Source organism: Butyrivibrio sp. M55 (assembly GCF_900116865.1).
Lineage (GTDB): Bacteria > Bacillota > Clostridia > Lachnospirales > Lachnospiraceae > Butyrivibrio.
Genome location: NZ_FPCD01000001.1, coordinates 1 through 15628, shown reverse-complemented (window position 1 = coordinate 15628; position 15628 = coordinate 1). Strand labels below are relative to the sequence as shown.

Genomic DNA, 15628 nt, shown 5'->3' with positions numbered 1-15628 from the left:
GAGGATATATAAATGAGGCAAAAAATGTCCATGGATAAAAGAGCCGCTCAGTTCCTGCCTTTTCAGGCTGTTAAGGGACTTGATGAAGCTCTTTTGGCAAAAGAAAAAATAAAAGTACCAAAAATCGAGCTCTCCGACGAAATGGCCGAAGAACTCGATAAGAAAATGCATAACATTAGAAAGGGATTAATTTTAACATGTGTCTACTTTAATAAAGGTGAATACCTTCAAGTAACAGGTATGGTCGCCCGCTTTGATGAAGTAGCAAGAATACTTCAGATTGTAAATACCAAGATAAAATTTGATGATATTCTCGATATTGAATTTGAAGAAAACAGCCCCCGCTATATGCCCTAGTCCACGCTACGACTCACCACGGATTTTCCAAGCCATTTCTTCTTATACCAATAGTACATAACTATCAGGCCTCTGATACATTCATCTGTTGCCGTTCCTATGAAGATTCCGGCAACGCCCAGTCCAAGCACAACTCCGACCGTATATCCCACCGTAAGACCAAGTCCCCAGTTACACAAAACTCCGGCTATAAACGGGAATATATAAGCCCCGGCAGCCTTGAGACTGCTGACAAATGTCATATTAAGGCAACGTCCCGTCTCAACAAATATGTCTACGATCATTATCGTCCTGCCAAGAGCGATTATATTGAGGTTATCCGTAAATATACGCAACGTATATCCGCAAAGAATCGCGTTGATACATGCCAGTGCTATCGTGATAGGCATAGAAGTCTTAAGCGTTTTGAACACTCTTTTATATGCCTCTTCAGTCTTTCCCGCACCTACCAGATGCCCGGTGATTATCTGCGTTGACATCGCAGAAGCATTCGAGAAGATCATCGCAAAGGAAATAAGCGTATTGCAATATGCCCTTGCATTAACCGCATCATTTCCCATCGCATTAATAAAGGAAAGAAGTGTTGTCTGATAAAGATTGTATGTAAGGTTCTCACCCGCAGAAGGAAGGCCTATCCTTACCATTTTTAAGAGCAGTTTCATCGGAAACGTTATCAAATAGCGAAGGGAAATCCTTCCTGTTTTTGTCACATAGAAGAAAACAATAAGCGCTACCACAGACAAAAGCCTTGCCACCACTGTAGATATCGCCACACCGGCAACGCCCATATTCAAAAACTTAAGTGGTCCGTAAAGGAAGCAATAATTTCCGACAATGTTGACGATATTTATGCCAAACGTAACCCACATGCCTATCTTGGTATATCCGTTACAGCGCAGAATCTGGAGCATAACATTGGAAACCGCCATCAGAAAACCTGCGCCTCCGACAATATAAATATATGTCATTGAGAACGGACGCATCTCGGGCGACACATGAAGAAAATCCATAATAAACGGATTTGCAGCACAAAACGCCGCACTGAGCCCGATTCCCAATACCAGATTTACAACAATCGAAAGCGTATATATCATGTTCATCCGGTCATACATCTTAGCACCGAGATACTGCGCAACAACTACACTTGTAGCCGTTGCAATGATGTTGAAAAGAATGATCATCATAAACATGATAGTGTTTGCATTGCCCACCGCTCCGACAGCATATTCATCAAAATGACTTAGCATGACAGTATCGACGTTATGTAGCATCGTATTCAGCAAAAGCTCCAAAAACATGGGGCCTGCCAATACCAGAAGCGGTGTATTTTCATCTATAACTGTATTTCCTGCCTTTTTCATCGAGCATCCTCTTCCATGTAAGCGATAATTTTTATGTTGTTGCTCCTATAACTTTGGAAATAAGACCGTTGCAACCATCAACAACGTCGTTCCATGTAGCATCGAAATTACCCGTATACCAGGGATCTGCCACATCAGCGCTTCTTCCCGCAAAATCCAGCATCTTGTACACTTTGTTTTCAGGATCTCCGCCATATATCCTCTGCATATTTCTCATATTGGCGCTATCCATACCTATTATATAGTCGAACTTCTCATAGTCGCCGCACACAGTCTGCCTGGCTCTCTTCTCACTAACACCAAGCTCATTATCAGAAGTTCCAATTCCATGCTCTCTAAGCTTAGCCCTAGCCGGCGGATACACGGGATTACCTACTCCGTGCCAGATTTCCTCCGTGCTTGTCGCTGCGGATTCGATGTAGAACTCATCTTCAAGCCCGCGTTTTTTCACCATATCTTTTAATACAAACTCTGCCATAGGAGAACGGCATATGTTGCCGTGGCAGATGAATAGCACTCTAATCATAACTTTTTTGCTCCTAATTTATCTCGGTTTTACCTTGATTTATCTCGGTTTTTGGCTTGTTTACTGCATTTGTCAATATCCTGGCATTTTGACTGTATCTCGGCTTATTTCGGCTTATCTCGGTATGCTTTTTCCTTCAAATGGTCTAAATATTGGTCTAAATTGGTCTCAAATTTTCGTTTTAGACCATTGCTTATTTTCCTGACATTTGCCGCTCACCTATGGCAAAGTATTTTTTAAAACCCTTTACCACTTTACTCCGTCAACCATTTGTACCAAACTTCAGCACCGTAATCTCATTTTCCTTCATGCCAAGCTGCCTCAATTCCGACTCTGCTGCCTCCTGCTTCTGCGCCAGCTTCTCCATTTCTTCCTTCGCATCATCCAATTTCAAATGCGTATAGGTGTTGAGAGTAACGCTGATATCCGAATGCCCCATCAGGTACTGAAGCACCTTGGGATTCATACCGGACTTTGCCATATTTGAGCAATAGGTATGACGGCACACGTGAGGTGTAATCCTCGGAAGCTGCACACGATATATGCTATTATACTTCTCCACCGCATGCTGGAAATATTTCTCCCAGTGCATTGCCACCATCGGCTTTCCATCCTTGTCAAAGCAAAGGAATCCTGAATGCCCATCAATCATAGGCTCCACCTTCAACTTAGGTCTTTTGGCAAGAATACGCTCAAAGCACTCATACACATCATCCTGCATGGGAATCACCCTCGTTCCGGCATAGGTCTTTGTCGTATCAATGTAAACCAAAGTTCCGGTTTTCTGCAACTGATGATCAATATTGATGGTTCTGTTTTCCATATCGAGATCCGATACAGTCAAGCCCGTAAACTCTGAAATGCGCATCCCTGTCTTGAACAGGATGTACATGCCATCATAGTACCTGCAGTAATGCGAGTCATTCTTAATAAAATCAAGGAATGTTCTTTCCTGTTTTCTTGTAATGGCTTCACGAGTCATAGAATCATTTACCAATACGGTTGTCATCTGAAACTCAAAAGGATTCTTCCTTAATAAGTCATCATCGACTGCCATCTGAAATGCAGGCCTCACCACACCTCTAATGGTATGGATTGTTGAGTAACTCTTCTTGTCTTCCTGCTGCAATCTGATCAACCACTCTTTTGCATCAGAGAGCCTCACCTTATCAATTCTTTTAGAACCAAACGGATCCCTCTCTAATAACTTGATTACCGTACCGTAACCTGCTCTTGTGGTATGTTTTACGCCGGTCTTCGTTGCTGTATATTTCTTCACCAAGTGGAGAACCGTCATACCACCGCCATCAGGAATAATATCATCATCAAGGTCTCTGTTGATTGCTTTCTCCTGGTCTCGCAAAGGCGCATTATCTCTTTTTCCGGCTGGAATACTGTCCGTTGCCACCAACCGCCAACTATAAACCGATTTACGTTTTCCATTGGCATCGATGTATCTGAACTTGTATCGTCCATCCGCTTCCTGGCTCTCCCCTGTGCGAAGAATGCGATTTTTACTATCGCGTCGCTTTTCGCTCATTGAACATCGTCTCCTTTCTGTTATCGGAGAGCCGTATTCTATTTGCTTTTAATAGAAGGTACATAGTATGTATCCGACTATGTATCAATAGCATATCACAGACACGGCTCTTTTACCATACAAATTTGAAAAAGTTTTGTATCAGATCACATTCATCTGGTCGTCCATATACTTTTGAAACAGTTCCCGTTTGATCAGAGCCCTGTTTCCATTCCAGAGCACAAAATCCGCATCTGAATGTTCCTGAACAAAAAGCTTCAATTTTTTATATCCGATTCCGAAATACTCTGATGCTTCATTAAGCGTTAATGTGTATTTCTGCCACCATGGCAATAATTGTTTATCTGTACCGTTCATCCAAGGCACCTCCCTTCTATCTTCCTAAGCGCCTTTGGATGAGATATTTCCGGTAAAAACCGAAAAAAGCCAAAAAAATAACGGCCAGCAGAGTTTTCTCTCCACTGACCGCCGCCAATTCACTTATTGACTCTACTTCTTCTTTTTCTTCTCTGGCAGTTCTTCCCACATCCTCTGAACCAGTCCACACAAGAATTCCCGATTATCAACATCATCAACCAGAATCATTTCTTTTGCCCCATCATAGGGAAGTTCCATTGATGCATCCGGCATCAGCTTCACCGACGCCGGAACCGGCTTTACCAAAAGCCTGTCATCGTATATCCCGCCAAACACTCTTCCGCGATAATAAAGGATGTATTCTCCCATCATCGCCCGACTGCTGACTTCATCTAATTCTGATAATTGCTCTAGGACAAAGTCCAGATACTCTTTTGTCGATGCCATGCTACCCCTCCTATCCTTTTACGAGCTTCAAGAACTTCTTATCGTTCATCTGCTCATTTGTTACATACTCTCCATCATGAAAAAGAGCATAATTCGTGATGGGAGTCGGGGCATTTTGAGCTTCATCTCTGCTCTCTATATGAATTGTCCGGAATGGGATACCATTCTCTTTAGCCGTCTGTTCCAGAATCGGAACATACTTTGCATTGAATGGGCACTGGCTCGTATAATACAAAACATAGCCCTTCTCTTCTATATGCGGATGCTTAGCACAATCTTTGAAGCGTGGTGTATCTGCCTTCTCTTCAAACGACAGATACCAAAGCTGAATACCATTATCAGCTTCATCAGAGACGACAAAGCCCTTGTATTTCAGAAACTTCGGGTCAGCCAGAAACGGCTTTTTCTTAGTTGCACATAAAATACAAAGCCCATTCTTGCCTTTTACTTTACTATCCTCGATGCAAGCAGAAAGAAGATCCGTGGAATATCCGTGTCCTTTGAAAGACCCCGACACCCACAGACAGTCAATATACATATACCCATCTGCATCGATTGGAACCCATGCGCTTTCCGCCGGGATATATTCGATAAAGCACTTGCCCCGCTCAACACTCTTCAAAAAAACAAGTCCTTCATCAAACCTGTCAGCCAGCCAGGCCTTCTTTGAAGACACCTGTACATCCTTATTATTAGAAATTGCACAGCAAATGTGTTCCTTTTCCAAATTATCCCTTGTTACCCTGATGTACTCCATATAATCAGCCTCCTTCGTTTTACAAATCAAATATACTCATCTGCTGATACTTATCCGGTAGTTCCTGCATAAACCTGAAACACTCATCCGGAGTTGATAATATTCCATTGTCCTTACAAATTCTCTGAAATAACCCTTTCAATTCTTTTGCATTAGGACTTGGCAGTTCATACGAATTCCCATACATCCTGATGTAGCGTTCTTTCATTCCCGGAAAGTACTTGTCAAGCGCTGCATAGTAGTATTCCCTGTCTCCTTCCCGAAGCGTCAAACCCATGCCGAAATCAATAATGCCCTTTACCCCGACTCTTACACACTCATTCAGAATTGCCTTGATATTATCCTCATTATCATTGATAAAAGGCAAAATCGGCGTAAGCCAGACAATCATTGGAATGCCCTTCTTTCGCATTTCTTCCAATACTTCAATCCGTCGCTTTGTATTGCAGACATTCGGTTCCAATATTCGACACAGGCCATCGTCATAAGTTGTAAGTGTCATCTGCACCACGCATTTTGCAGACCGATTGATCTCAGAAAGTAGATCAATATCCCGAAGGATACGGTCTGATTTTGTCTGAATCGTGACACCAAAACCATTTTCCTGAATAATCTCCAGACATCGCCTTGTCAGCCTTAAGTCTTCTTCACAATGCATATACGGGTCCGACATCGCACCCGTTCCAATCATGCACTTTTTTCTTTTCGACTTCAGCGCCTTTTCCAGAAGTTCCGGTGCATTCTGTTTTACCTCAATATCTTCAAAGGGATGCGTGAACTGATAACACTTGCTCCTACTGTCACAGTAAATGCAGCCGTGAGTACATCCCCTGTAAATATTCATTCCATAATACCCGCCATTGCCAGATAGAATCCCTTTTGCATCAACAAAATGCATTTTATCAGTTCCCCTTCGTTTTTATTGGATGCCTGATCACGGTCTTCAGCTTCTCAGGAGCAACCTTCCGGGCATCACTCAGATAAATCTCATGATGAAAGCGATTATCCGTAATATCAAGCTCATAACCCTGTTTTTCCATGAACTCATGCATCATAGCAACTGTAATAGGCTCATCATCATAAGAACCAATATGCATACACTGTACACACAACCCTTCTTCAACTGTCAAAAGCTCCACCTTTGAATAATCCTGCTTTTTCTTTTTCGTAGCCTCATCTACAGCCCACCGGAAATCATCCTCTGTCACGAAATCCGGAAGGCGTATCATGGAAATCCAATGGAAATCTTCCTTGTGTGCATAGTCGATTCCGTCCACGCCTTCTCGTCTGCCGGCTCGGTCGGTCCGCTGCATGGCATCCACCGGGTGTCGCTCAACCTGCCACCAGAATCCTTCTAATGGTGGAACGACAAAATCAAAATACCCATCAATCCGATAATCACCCTTCTTGCTCATCTTGATTGTAAAGGCGATTCCGTACAGCAACCCTATAGCATGCTTGTATTCCCCGTCCTCCTGATTCGGATCTCCGGTTCCTCGCACGACAATATAATTCATGCGCGGCACTGTCACTATACCGGGATTATTCTTCGGCATATAAAACTCTTTGTATTCTTTTTTGAAATCAAAAACCACCGTGTTTTGCCTCCTTATAAAAGGTTGTCATTTTCTGCACCATATTTGATATCTTTTCTCTTGCTTCTTGCGGTTCAAGCAACTCAGCTTTATCTCCGAAAGTCATAATCCACGTAACCAAATTCTCGATGTCTGTATAATCCGCTGTAAAGAGAAGCCTGCCATCATCATTCTCTGTAAAGCATGACGTCCCGAACTCTTCTACTAGCCGCCACTTTTGATCCGCATCAAACAGCGCCTTCACCTTGATACCACCCGGAAAGATTTTCTCATTAGAAAGATCTGGCATTGAAGCCTCTCTGCATTCAAATGCCTTGTCTGTTCCACGGACTTTATCCATGCGGTTCAGCTTGAACAGCCTATAGTCCTTCCTTTTCAGGCACCATCCCCACAAATACCAACTCGACCACCTAAACACCAAATAATATGGCTCAACCGTCCGTTCACTCTCACCTGATGGAGCATAATACCGGAACTTGATCAAATGCCTGTCCCCAATTGCGTCCTGTATTGTCTCTATCTTTGGAGCCAGCGAATCCCGATACCATGATGACAAATCAATCAAAATGGAATCCCTACCAGTAATAAACTCAGAAGATCCTGCCTGGATTTTTTCCATAAGCTGACCGTAATAGCTGCTTCCGCTCACACTATCCAGACTCCGCAGCCCTGCAAGGATCATCTGCATATCCTTTGATGTCAGGATTGTCCTGTCCATCCGATATCCATCCATAATACTTATACCGCCGCCGGTGCCTTGTGTTGTACGTATAGGAATGCCCGCCTTGCAAAGATCCTCAATGTCACGATTAATTGTTCTTTTTGAAACCTCAAACCGTTCTGCCAACTCAGGTGCCGTAGTTTTCTCTTCCTGCAGCAGTACTGACAATATTCCGATCAGCCTGTCTATCTTCATTCTGCTCACGCTCCGTATGTATCATATCAAACCTAACATGACAACTATATGTCATGTTTATTATAACAGTCAAAATTTTTTTCGTAAATAAAAATAGCCTGCAAGCATCAGGATCTCTCCCAATACCCGCAGGCGGGGTAACGAATCGTTATTCACCTACACTCTTTTACAATAATCGAGCGCAATCCACCCGGCTCCGCTCTTCAGCCTTCCCCATCCGGCCTCAGAGCCTTTGCCATCCTTAACCTCCACAATCGTATACACTCCGGGCGGTACATACTTCCCTGTCCATTTCGTATCAGTTCCAACACCCTTCCGGATCCTCAGATCCTCCGCCGTCACCTTCACAAGGAACGGACAATCCGCATTGCTCATCCCACTGGATGACGGAACGCTGCCTTCATCATACTTCTTCAAATACTTCTCTCCATACCCGGCACGTTTCACCTGCACTGCTTCGCTCTGATCCGCAGGTCTCTCATACCATAAAAGCACTGCATCCGATGCCTGCCTTACATTATCGGCACCCTTCAGCACCACCAGCACCGCCGGATAGCTGTCATTCATTTCCTTCCAGAGGAAATCAAGCTGCATTTGAAGATCTCCGATCGACTTGCCCTGACGCTTCGCAAACTCCAACAGATCCTTTTTCCTGCTCCAAAATGTCCACTGCGCCAAACCATAACCTGCTTTATCCTTGATGAAATCAGGATAATTATCCCCATCCACCAGCCTTGTATAATCCTCATCAGAAATATTCAGCCGCTTATTATAACTGTTCTGCAGGTTATTGGACTTAAGCCCTGACTCAGCATAAAGATTTCCCATAAGACCTGCCACGCCAGCGGCATTGCCTATCTTACCCATAAGATAATCCCAAATGTATTTCTCAGGATCCGAAACCTTATCCGCAACCGGCATCTGATCTGTCGGTACCGCACTCGAAGCACTCATAAGAGCAGCCACATCCTCTCTCACGCTCTCCATACTCTTCCCAAACTTAGGAAACCAGTGCAACACATCCCCATGATTGCTCCCAAGCCCCAGCTTATGAGAATCCGCATGGCAGAGAATCGTAGGAACCTTTACTCCGTTTAAGTCTACGCTTCCCTTCGGATCAATCCCATATATCCTGCAAAGATACGCCGTCAGCTCACAAGCCTCCTTATAAACCTTTGCAAAATAATCCTCGTCATTCAGCCCGTCCTCACAGATCTCAAACTGGATCCAGCCGTTATTGCAGCTCCCCTTACTTCCGGAACCACATCCCCAAGGTCTGTACTCCCAGGGCATCGTCTGAACCGCTGCAACACTGCCGTCAGCCAGCTTCCCGATCCATGCATTGAGTCCAGCCTGCACAGTTTTATGGTTCCAGTCGTTCTTATAAGCATTCGTGCCAAGCAGAGCAAGCATCGCCTCACGGTCAGCGGCATTGTCATCCGGCTGCACGTATCTTTTCAATGTAGGATTATTCGCCCCGGTACTATGCCAGAGCACGCCCTTGATCTGCATCTTCTTCGTCTGCCGATAGCAGGTACTCTGAGTCATCATGCAGACCATAGGCTTATTCTTATCCGAATACTTCATCACTTCTCACCGTCCTTCTTATCTTCCTCAGCTCTATCGTGTAATTGTTCCAAAACCCTCTTAAGCTTCTCCGGTATAGGCAATCCCAGATACGCCGCATTTTCTATAAGCGAAAGCCCTTCATTACTCATATAGAAGAAAATGATGGCTGTTCTCAGTACCCCTGTCTCACCAAAGATCTGCACATCAAGCAGATGTGCCACCCCGACCAGGGCAAAGATAAGCACCTTGCGGCAAATCCCCTTGAAACCGACGGCAGAAGAAAGCTTCTTATCTGCCACCGCACACATGATCCCCGTGATGTAATCCAGTACCACAAACGCCAGCAAAGCATATAGCAGCCCGTCACATCCCCCAAGGAAATAACCAAGCCAGCCTCCGACAGCCGTAAAAATCATCTGAATAAATCCCCAAAATTCTTTCATCGCAATCCCTCCATTCAAAAAGGCGGCACCCTTTTAAGAGCACCGCCTTTAACAACAGTTCCAATAATCTTATGTACTTTCCACAACCTCCGTCAGAGTGTATGTGATCTTCATTGTCTTATCCGCATTCTTGACCACTGCCTGGCTCAGGTTACAGATTGTCGCCAGATACGGCGTAAGCAGATAATTATATCTGTACTCATTTCCGTATGAGCCGCCCCAGCCCATCACATATTCCTTATAGCAAAACAGCGGAGTCGCCAGATTACTGGTCCTCGTACCGCCGTATGTCTGGATCATGTTATCATTTACATCGATCATAAAATCATATCCGATGATCAGATCCTTAAGCATCAAAAGCCTCGCCTCACAGCTTCCGGAAGTACAGATGGACTTTGCCTCCGAAGTAAAGCCAAAGCTAATAAATGTAACATCTGTTGAATTGCTCACATTGATCTTGTAGACACCGTCATCGTCATAACCCAGCACATAGAGATATCCGTTTCTTACCACGGCGTTCCTCTGCGTATTCGGATAACTGGAATCCTCACGAAAACTTCCCACAGCCTTCAAATGGGCATTCGATAACGTCCAGGATCCTTCTGTAAAGGTCAGGTCATCCTTCTTGATCTTGATCCAGAGCATTGTAGAATCCCCGGAAGAATTAGACTGATTGGAAAAGCCGTACCAGTAGCCATCGCCTCCATCAAGGAAAATTCCATACGGTGTATAACTTCCATAAAAGCTGAAAGTAGAACACTGCAGCACCGTTGTATCTTCTAAGGTCAGCGTCGTATCATCCAACTTTTCATTCAGCCCTATATCAAATACCGGTATCCTGTACCTGCTGATAGACACCGTGCTGCTCGAATAAGCGATGGAATACAACAGCCCATTCTCAAAATCCACCTCAACCGTTCGAAACAGGATATTCAGCCATGACACATCCAGCGAAAGCGAATTCTGCCTCAAAAGTAAAAGTCCGGTATCCACCTCTGCAGAACTGCCGTAAGCATTGGCTCCGCCATGCTTTGATGTAAGACCCACAGCTGCGATCGTTCCGTTTCCCTGCGATGGTGTAAACTCCCAGACAAATTTATAGCCATCTTCCAGCGCCATACTCTCCGTCAGGTTCATGCTTCCTCTCTGGACATTTGCCGTTGCATTCACATCATTAGAAGCATACGCCACCGGCAGATTACTGGATGACGGATACAGATTGTTCGCATCCTCCGTAAGTGCACTCGGAAATAAAAGAATGCCTCCGATCATGTTCGGGCATATCGGAAGCAGTTCCTCATTCCAGATGACCATCTCATCATATTCACCGGCCACCTTATAAAAGAGTGCAAGCGGATTAATGCCTAAAATGTCATTCACGGCATTTGTCACCATATTTGTTTCTGTTAAGGTCTCAGTAGTTCCCGAATTCTCATCGGTCAGCTCCAAGACCAAATTTCCACTGTACTTTCTCATCGTACCCTCCTTATACATTGCTTCCGTTTACATCTACAGGCATTGCAAAGCCTCCGATGCCGGATCTTCCCGACTTAGAATCCGTGTATTCACGCTTCACAAGTTCATCGATCTCCCAGCCATCGGTAAAGGTAAAGCTGCGTACCGCAAGATTTCCTCCGATCTGGAACCTTGTCACCTGCTCTTCCAGGTCGATCTTTCCATCCCATGCCGCATCTGCGCCCATGCTCTGACCGCTGATGGAAGCAACACAGCCACCGACCGCAACGGTTCCGCTGCCGCCTGTCACCCTCATATAGACATTGAAGGTATTGGTGTAGTTTGCCACCACGTTCTCGATCGGATAATAAAGCAAGATCGTATGCTTTCCGGAATGCCAGGTCTCTTCAGGCTGATGGATATCAACCGTCTGCTCATTAAATTCAAAAATAAAATGAACAACAGCCTCTCCATCCTCTGACCAGCTCACCGGCAAGGATACGGAAACCGTCTGCTCTTCCGTATTGCCGATAACCTCTGGATTATCGGGATCCACAGGTTCCGGCTCATCCACCGCCACAGACGGTATAACCACATCCCCCTCAGCCGTTGCCGTCTTCGTCACCGCATCTGCATCCACATCCACGATGATCTGCCCGAAAAACTGAGCATGATTATCCTCGGAAGTAGCAAACTGAATAGAAATGATCTTGGTATCCGTATCTGTCACAGTAAACGCCGAAGCATTCGTGAAAGTATGTATCCCGATCCTTCCTGCCTCGATCTGGTTCAGCAAACCACTGATGTTCTTATCGTTCTTACTCTTAGCCTGAGCCAGCCTTGGATTCTTGCCGACACCCTTTAATGTCATTTTCCCGCCGATCTTGCAGTTAAATGACGTAATAGCCGAAACCTTATTGGAATCTGCCTGTCCTCCGGTAAACTGAAGCACATCCCCCAGATCAAGCGCCGGATTTCCAATCGTGTCTGAATCAAATGGCACATAATTGACCACTGAAATGTCGTTCAGGATATTCGTACAAAGCTGTTGCCTTGTCTCTTCCAGACCAAACTGCAGCAGCGGATTCACGCCCAGATTCATGGTCAGCCCATCATCCGGATCCAGCGCATAATACTCCGCAATCTGTGTCCGAAGATTTGTTGAGCTGACCGCTGTATATCTCGTGATAAAGTCTGAAAAGCTGGAAGAGAACCTATGCTTCCTCTCCACCGTCAGCACCGGCGTATTCCCATACTTCCGAAGTTCCAGTTCCCCGGCTCTGTTGATCACGAAAAAACCGCCAAGCACCTGTCCCACATAGAACAGCACATCGCGGTAAGTCTCAATGTCATTATCAGAATAGATGGACAGGTTCTCCGTTCCGTTCGGCATCGCCTCAATCGTTGCCCTGTCCTGAGCAAGCGTCACCTCACAGGCCGTACTGCAAAGCACCATGAAATCATAAGCATTACCGATGGATTCCAAAGAAGTAAAAGCCTTCTCAAATCTCACCATGTAGTCATAGGCTTTGATCTCAAGACACTTCGCTTTCCGGTTCGCCTCCGATACTTCAAAGATCCCCATCGGGATCCTCTCATAGGAACCGCTAGCCACCTGCAGATGATAGAACAGCTCCACCTTTGCATCTTCCAGCGTGTATCGGTTGATCTCAGAAAAAAGAGAAATCCCCATCTCCGCAGCATACACCGTTCCCAGCTCGATCTCTGTGGAACCGCAGCACTGAGATGTGATATACCCGCTGCCCTTGACCATATCATCCTGATCAAATTCATAAACCGTCTCGGCAGTCGTTGTGATCCTGCCCGTCCAGTAATATTTTCTTGTATTCGCCTTCACCGCTGTCAGGAAAGCATTGCTGACCGGATACAAATGACCACCTCCCTCCGGACAAAATAAAAGAGCCGATGTTACTCGACTCTCCTTCAATAATCATCCTATGTTTGTTTTACAGATGCGTTATCAATATTACTGCGGCTACAACAGAAACCACAGCACCCACACCTGATGTGATTCCGTATATTTTCTTCGATTCCTTATCGTCCTTTTCCTTGACCAAATAATAGATTCCTGCTCCCAACACAAGCAATCCTATGATGATCTCAATAATTCCAATTACCATGACTTTTTCTTCCATTTAAGCAGTAAAGCTGAGTTTATAATGACCGCCACACTTCCGGCGTTATGCACAAGAGCCCCGATTACCGGCCCCAGAGTCCCCGTTATCGCAAGAGTGATTGCAAGGAAGTTTAGCGTCATCGAAAACGTTAGATTAATCTTTATCGTTGTCATCATCCTCTTCGACAATGCCAGAAGATGAGGCAATTCCTTGATCTCATCATCAACAAGTGCGATATCCGCGGCATCCACAGCGATATCGCTTCCAACACCTCCCATTGCAATACCGACATTCGCCTTCTTAAGTGCAGGCGCATCATTGATACCGTCACCGATCATTAAGACTCTATTTCCGCCACTCTGAAGATTCCCGATTTCTTTCAGCTTATCCTCAGGCATACAATTCGCAGTGATGTTTTCTATTCCAAGCTTTCCTGCGATATGACCTGCAGCCTGTTCGTTATCACCGGTAAGCAGCACCGGTGTAATACCAAGTGCCCTCGTCTTCTGTATCATCTCCCCTGCCTCTTCACGCAGAGTATCTGACAGCACGATATATCCAATCGTTTCCTGATCAGTCCCCACATAGATGACTGTGCTGCCCTGTTCCAGATACTTCTTGATGTCCATTGAAACAGGAAGATCAAGTCCAGCATTTCTGATCATCTTCTCATTTCCGGCACGGACTGTAATCCCATCAACCTTCGCAGTAACTCCCTCACCCGGTTCCATATGAAAGTCTGTCGGAACCGGAATGTCTTTCCCGTATGATTTCACAATCGCTTTGCCAAGCGGATGCTCAGATAATTTTTCAGCAGAAGCAGCCAGTCTGTATACATCATCTTCCGTATAATTCGACACGGACTTTACCGCTGTAACCTTTGGTACTCCATAGGTCAGCGTTCCCGTCTTGTCAAAGGTAATCCGTGATACTCTTGCCAACCGTTCCAGTGCATCTCCTTCTCTCACAAGGAAACCATGCTTCGTTGCATTTCCTATCGCAGCCATGATAGCTGTTGGCGTGGCAAGCACCAATGCACACGGGCAGAACACAACCAGTATTGTCACCGCACGAATGATTTCCCCAGTAAATATCCATGTAAGAGCCGCTGCCGATAACGCAATGACTACGATCCAAGTTGCCCATCTGTCAGCCAATCCTACGATTTTTGCTTTATCAGCATCCGCAGACTGAACCAGCTTTATCATCCGCTGGATGGAACTATCTTCGCCGACCTTGGCAGCCTTCATCTCGAAAGCGCCAAACTGATTGACAGTTCCACTGGAAACCTCATCCCCGACGGTTTTATCCACCGGAAGGGATTCACCGGTCATAACAGCCTGATTGATACTTGTCTGCCCGGATGTGATGATACCATCAACCGGGATTGTCTCACCAGGCAGCACCCTGATCAGGTCATCCACCTGTACCTGCTCTGCCGGAACAATCCGTTCAGTTCCGTCTTTTATTACCCTGGCTGTCTGCGGAGTAAGATGTACAAGTTTTTCAATTCCTGCTCTTGCACGTGCTACGGTTAGGTCTTCAAGCAATGACCCAAGCTGCATGATGAAAGCAACTTCGCCAGCCGCAAAGTCTTCATGGATACAAACGGACGCAATCAGAGCAAGGGAAACAAGCACGTCAGCCTTGATATCAAAGCGTGTAATAAGACCGATAATCGCCTCAAGTATGATGGGAATACCACAGAGAATGATCGCAGCCCACGCAATATCAAATGGAAACGGATTAAAGTGCAATCTGCTATCCAATAAACTTAAGATAAGAGAAATGCCGCCTATCACAAGCAGCACGATGTCCTTCTTCGTACCGCCGATCTCCATCCATTCCTCCAATCGGTACATGAATTTCTTCATATGAACCTCCAATCTATACCCATGGGGGTATGCCCTATATTGTACCTATGGGGGTATAGGTTGTCAAGTCCATAATAAAAGACAGTCCAACGACTGCCTTCTATTCTCGTAATCAGTTATATTCTATCTTTGTCTATTACTGCATATTTGCGAACCGCTCTATCGCCTTGGTAAAGTTCTCAATTTTCGACTCATCGCCTTCTTCAACTGCATCTTTGATACAGTGATTGATATGTCCTTCAAGAACAACCTGACCTGCCTTGTTTAGTGCAGACTTTGCCGCACTGATCTGC

The 15628-nt window shown here is 45.2% G+C and carries 17 protein-coding genes; 1 reads left to right on the top strand and 16 read right to left on the bottom strand.

Translation table 11 applies throughout. From position 1 onward, the window contains the following. The first annotated feature begins 24 nt into the window (after positions 1–24). Positions 25–357 (top strand): YolD-like family protein, encoded by a 333-nt coding sequence (locus BM398_RS00085; RefSeq protein ID WP_092335907.1) that lies wholly within the window; start codon positions 25–27, stop codon positions 355–357. Here BM398_RS00085 and BM398_RS00080 read toward each other — a convergent pair. The 16 genes from BM398_RS00080 to BM398_RS17575 form a co-directional block, all read right to left on the bottom strand. Beyond that, positions 354–1718, bottom strand: coding sequence for an MATE family efflux transporter (locus tag BM398_RS00080; protein WP_092335906.1), 1365 nt, complete (start codon positions 1716–1718; stop codon positions 354–356). The genes BM398_RS00085 and BM398_RS00080 overlap by 4 nt on opposite strands. A 31-nt stretch (positions 1719–1749) precedes the next feature. Beyond that, positions 1750–2244, bottom strand: coding sequence for a low molecular weight protein-tyrosine-phosphatase (locus tag BM398_RS00075; protein ID WP_092335905.1), 495 nt, complete (start codon positions 2242–2244; stop codon positions 1750–1752). A gap of 262 nt (positions 2245–2506) precedes the next feature. Further along, entirely contained in the window at positions 2507–3784 is a 1278-nt protein-coding gene (locus BM398_RS00070) for a site-specific integrase (protein ID WP_092335904.1), read from the bottom strand. A gap of 141 nt (positions 3785–3925) precedes the next feature. Beyond that, a complete protein-coding gene (locus BM398_RS00065; protein WP_092335903.1) occupies positions 3926–4141 on the bottom strand; it encodes an excisionase in 216 nt (71 codons plus the stop codon). 132 nt (positions 4142–4273) lie between these two features. Continuing rightward, the gene (locus BM398_RS00060) at positions 4274–4588 is read right to left on the bottom strand and encodes a TfoX/Sxy family protein (RefSeq protein WP_092335900.1); all 315 of its coding nucleotides are present in this window, start codon (positions 4586–4588) and stop codon (positions 4274–4276) included. Between the two features lie 10 nt (positions 4589–4598). Then, complete coding sequence (locus tag BM398_RS00055; RefSeq protein ID WP_092335898.1) at positions 4599–5345, bottom strand: N-acetyltransferase; 747 nt, start codon at positions 5343–5345, stop codon at positions 4599–4601. Positions 5346–5364: 19 nt separating this feature from the next. Next, positions 5365–6243 carry an SPL family radical SAM protein gene (locus BM398_RS00050; protein ID WP_092335896.1) on the bottom strand — a complete coding sequence of 293 codons (879 nt, stop codon included), beginning with the start codon at positions 6241–6243 and terminating at the stop codon, positions 5365–5367. A 4-nt stretch (positions 6244–6247) separates the two neighbouring features. After that, positions 6248–6940: a GyrI-like domain-containing protein gene (locus tag BM398_RS00045; protein ID WP_092335893.1), complete on the bottom strand. Its 693-nt coding sequence runs from the start codon at positions 6938–6940 to the stop codon at positions 6248–6250. Beyond that, the gene (locus BM398_RS00040) at positions 6930–7856 is read right to left on the bottom strand and encodes a helix-turn-helix transcriptional regulator (RefSeq protein ID WP_092335890.1); all 927 of its coding nucleotides are present in this window, start codon (positions 7854–7856) and stop codon (positions 6930–6932) included. Before BM398_RS00040 ends, BM398_RS00045 begins: the two co-directional genes overlap by 11 nt. A gap of 156 nt (positions 7857–8012) precedes the next feature. Beyond that, positions 8013–9443 (bottom strand): phage tail tip lysozyme, encoded by a 1431-nt coding sequence (locus tag BM398_RS00035; RefSeq protein WP_092335887.1) that lies wholly within the window; start codon positions 9441–9443, stop codon positions 8013–8015. Further along, a complete protein-coding gene (locus BM398_RS00030) occupies positions 9443–9868 on the bottom strand; it encodes a phage holin family protein (protein WP_092335884.1) in 426 nt (141 codons plus the stop codon). Before BM398_RS00030 ends, BM398_RS00035 begins: the two co-directional genes overlap by 1 nt. Positions 9869–9937: 69 nt before the next feature. Beyond that, complete coding sequence (locus BM398_RS00025; protein WP_092336241.1) at positions 9938–11344, bottom strand: hypothetical protein; 1407 nt, start codon at positions 11342–11344, stop codon at positions 9938–9940. Positions 11345–11354: 10 nt separating this feature from the next. Beyond that, entirely contained in the window at positions 11355–13214 is a 1860-nt protein-coding gene (locus BM398_RS00020; RefSeq protein ID WP_092335881.1) for a hypothetical protein, read from the bottom strand. Positions 13215–13290: 76 nt separating this feature from the next. Continuing rightward, complete coding sequence (locus tag BM398_RS00015) at positions 13291–13464, bottom strand: hypothetical protein (protein ID WP_242949721.1); 174 nt, start codon at positions 13462–13464, stop codon at positions 13291–13293. Then, positions 13458–15335 (bottom strand): heavy metal translocating P-type ATPase, encoded by a 1878-nt coding sequence (locus BM398_RS00010; RefSeq protein ID WP_092335874.1) that lies wholly within the window; start codon positions 15333–15335, stop codon positions 13458–13460. The genes BM398_RS00015 and BM398_RS00010 overlap by 7 nt, the downstream gene beginning before the upstream one ends. A 136-nt stretch (positions 15336–15471) precedes the next feature. Further along, a complete protein-coding gene (locus BM398_RS17575) occupies positions 15472–15624 on the bottom strand; it encodes a metal-sensing transcriptional repressor (RefSeq protein ID WP_092336240.1) in 153 nt (50 codons plus the stop codon). Between the last annotated feature and the right edge of the window lie 4 nt (positions 15625–15628).

Excerpts from the sequence above, each read along its gene's own strand:
- BM398_RS00065 (WP_092335903.1), bottom strand. The coding sequence starts at position 4,141 with ATGAACGGTACAGATAAACAATTATTGCCATGGTGGCAGAAATACACA.
- BM398_RS00060 (WP_092335900.1), bottom strand. The coding sequence starts at position 4,588 with ATGGCATCGACAAAAGAGTATCTGGACTTTGTCCTAGAGCAATTATCA.
- BM398_RS00080 (WP_092335906.1), bottom strand. The coding sequence starts at position 1,718 with ATGAAAAAGGCAGGAAATACAGTTATAGATGAAAATACACCGCTTCTG.
- BM398_RS00040 (WP_092335890.1), bottom strand. The coding sequence starts at position 7,856 with ATGAAGATAGACAGGCTGATCGGAATATTGTCAGTACTGCTGCAGGAA.
- BM398_RS00075 (WP_092335905.1), bottom strand. The coding sequence starts at position 2,244 with ATGATTAGAGTGCTATTCATCTGCCACGGCAACATATGCCGTTCTCCT.
- BM398_RS00030 (WP_092335884.1), bottom strand. The coding sequence starts at position 9,868 with ATGAAAGAATTTTGGGGATTTATTCAGATGATTTTTACGGCTGTCGGA.
- BM398_RS00035 (WP_092335887.1), bottom strand. The coding sequence starts at position 9,443 with ATGAAGTATTCGGATAAGAATAAGCCTATGGTCTGCATGATGACTCAG.
- BM398_RS00025 (WP_092336241.1), bottom strand. The coding sequence starts at position 11,344 with ATGAGAAAGTACAGTGGAAATTTGGTCTTGGAGCTGACCGATGAGAAT.
- BM398_RS00070 (WP_092335904.1), bottom strand. The coding sequence starts at position 3,784 with ATGAGCGAAAAGCGACGCGATAGTAAAAATCGCATTCTTCGCACAGGG.
- BM398_RS00085 (WP_092335907.1), top strand. The coding sequence starts at position 25 with ATGTCCATGGATAAAAGAGCCGCTCAGTTCCTGCCTTTTCAGGCTGTT.
- BM398_RS00055 (WP_092335898.1), bottom strand. The coding sequence starts at position 5,345 with ATGGAGTACATCAGGGTAACAAGGGATAATTTGGAAAAGGAACACATT.
- BM398_RS00010 (WP_092335874.1), bottom strand. The coding sequence starts at position 15,335 with ATGAAGAAATTCATGTACCGATTGGAGGAATGGATGGAGATCGGCGGT.
- BM398_RS00050 (WP_092335896.1), bottom strand. The coding sequence starts at position 6,243 with ATGCATTTTGTTGATGCAAAAGGGATTCTATCTGGCAATGGCGGGTAT.
- BM398_RS00015 (WP_242949721.1), bottom strand. The coding sequence starts at position 13,464 with ATGGTAATTGGAATTATTGAGATCATCATAGGATTGCTTGTGTTGGGA.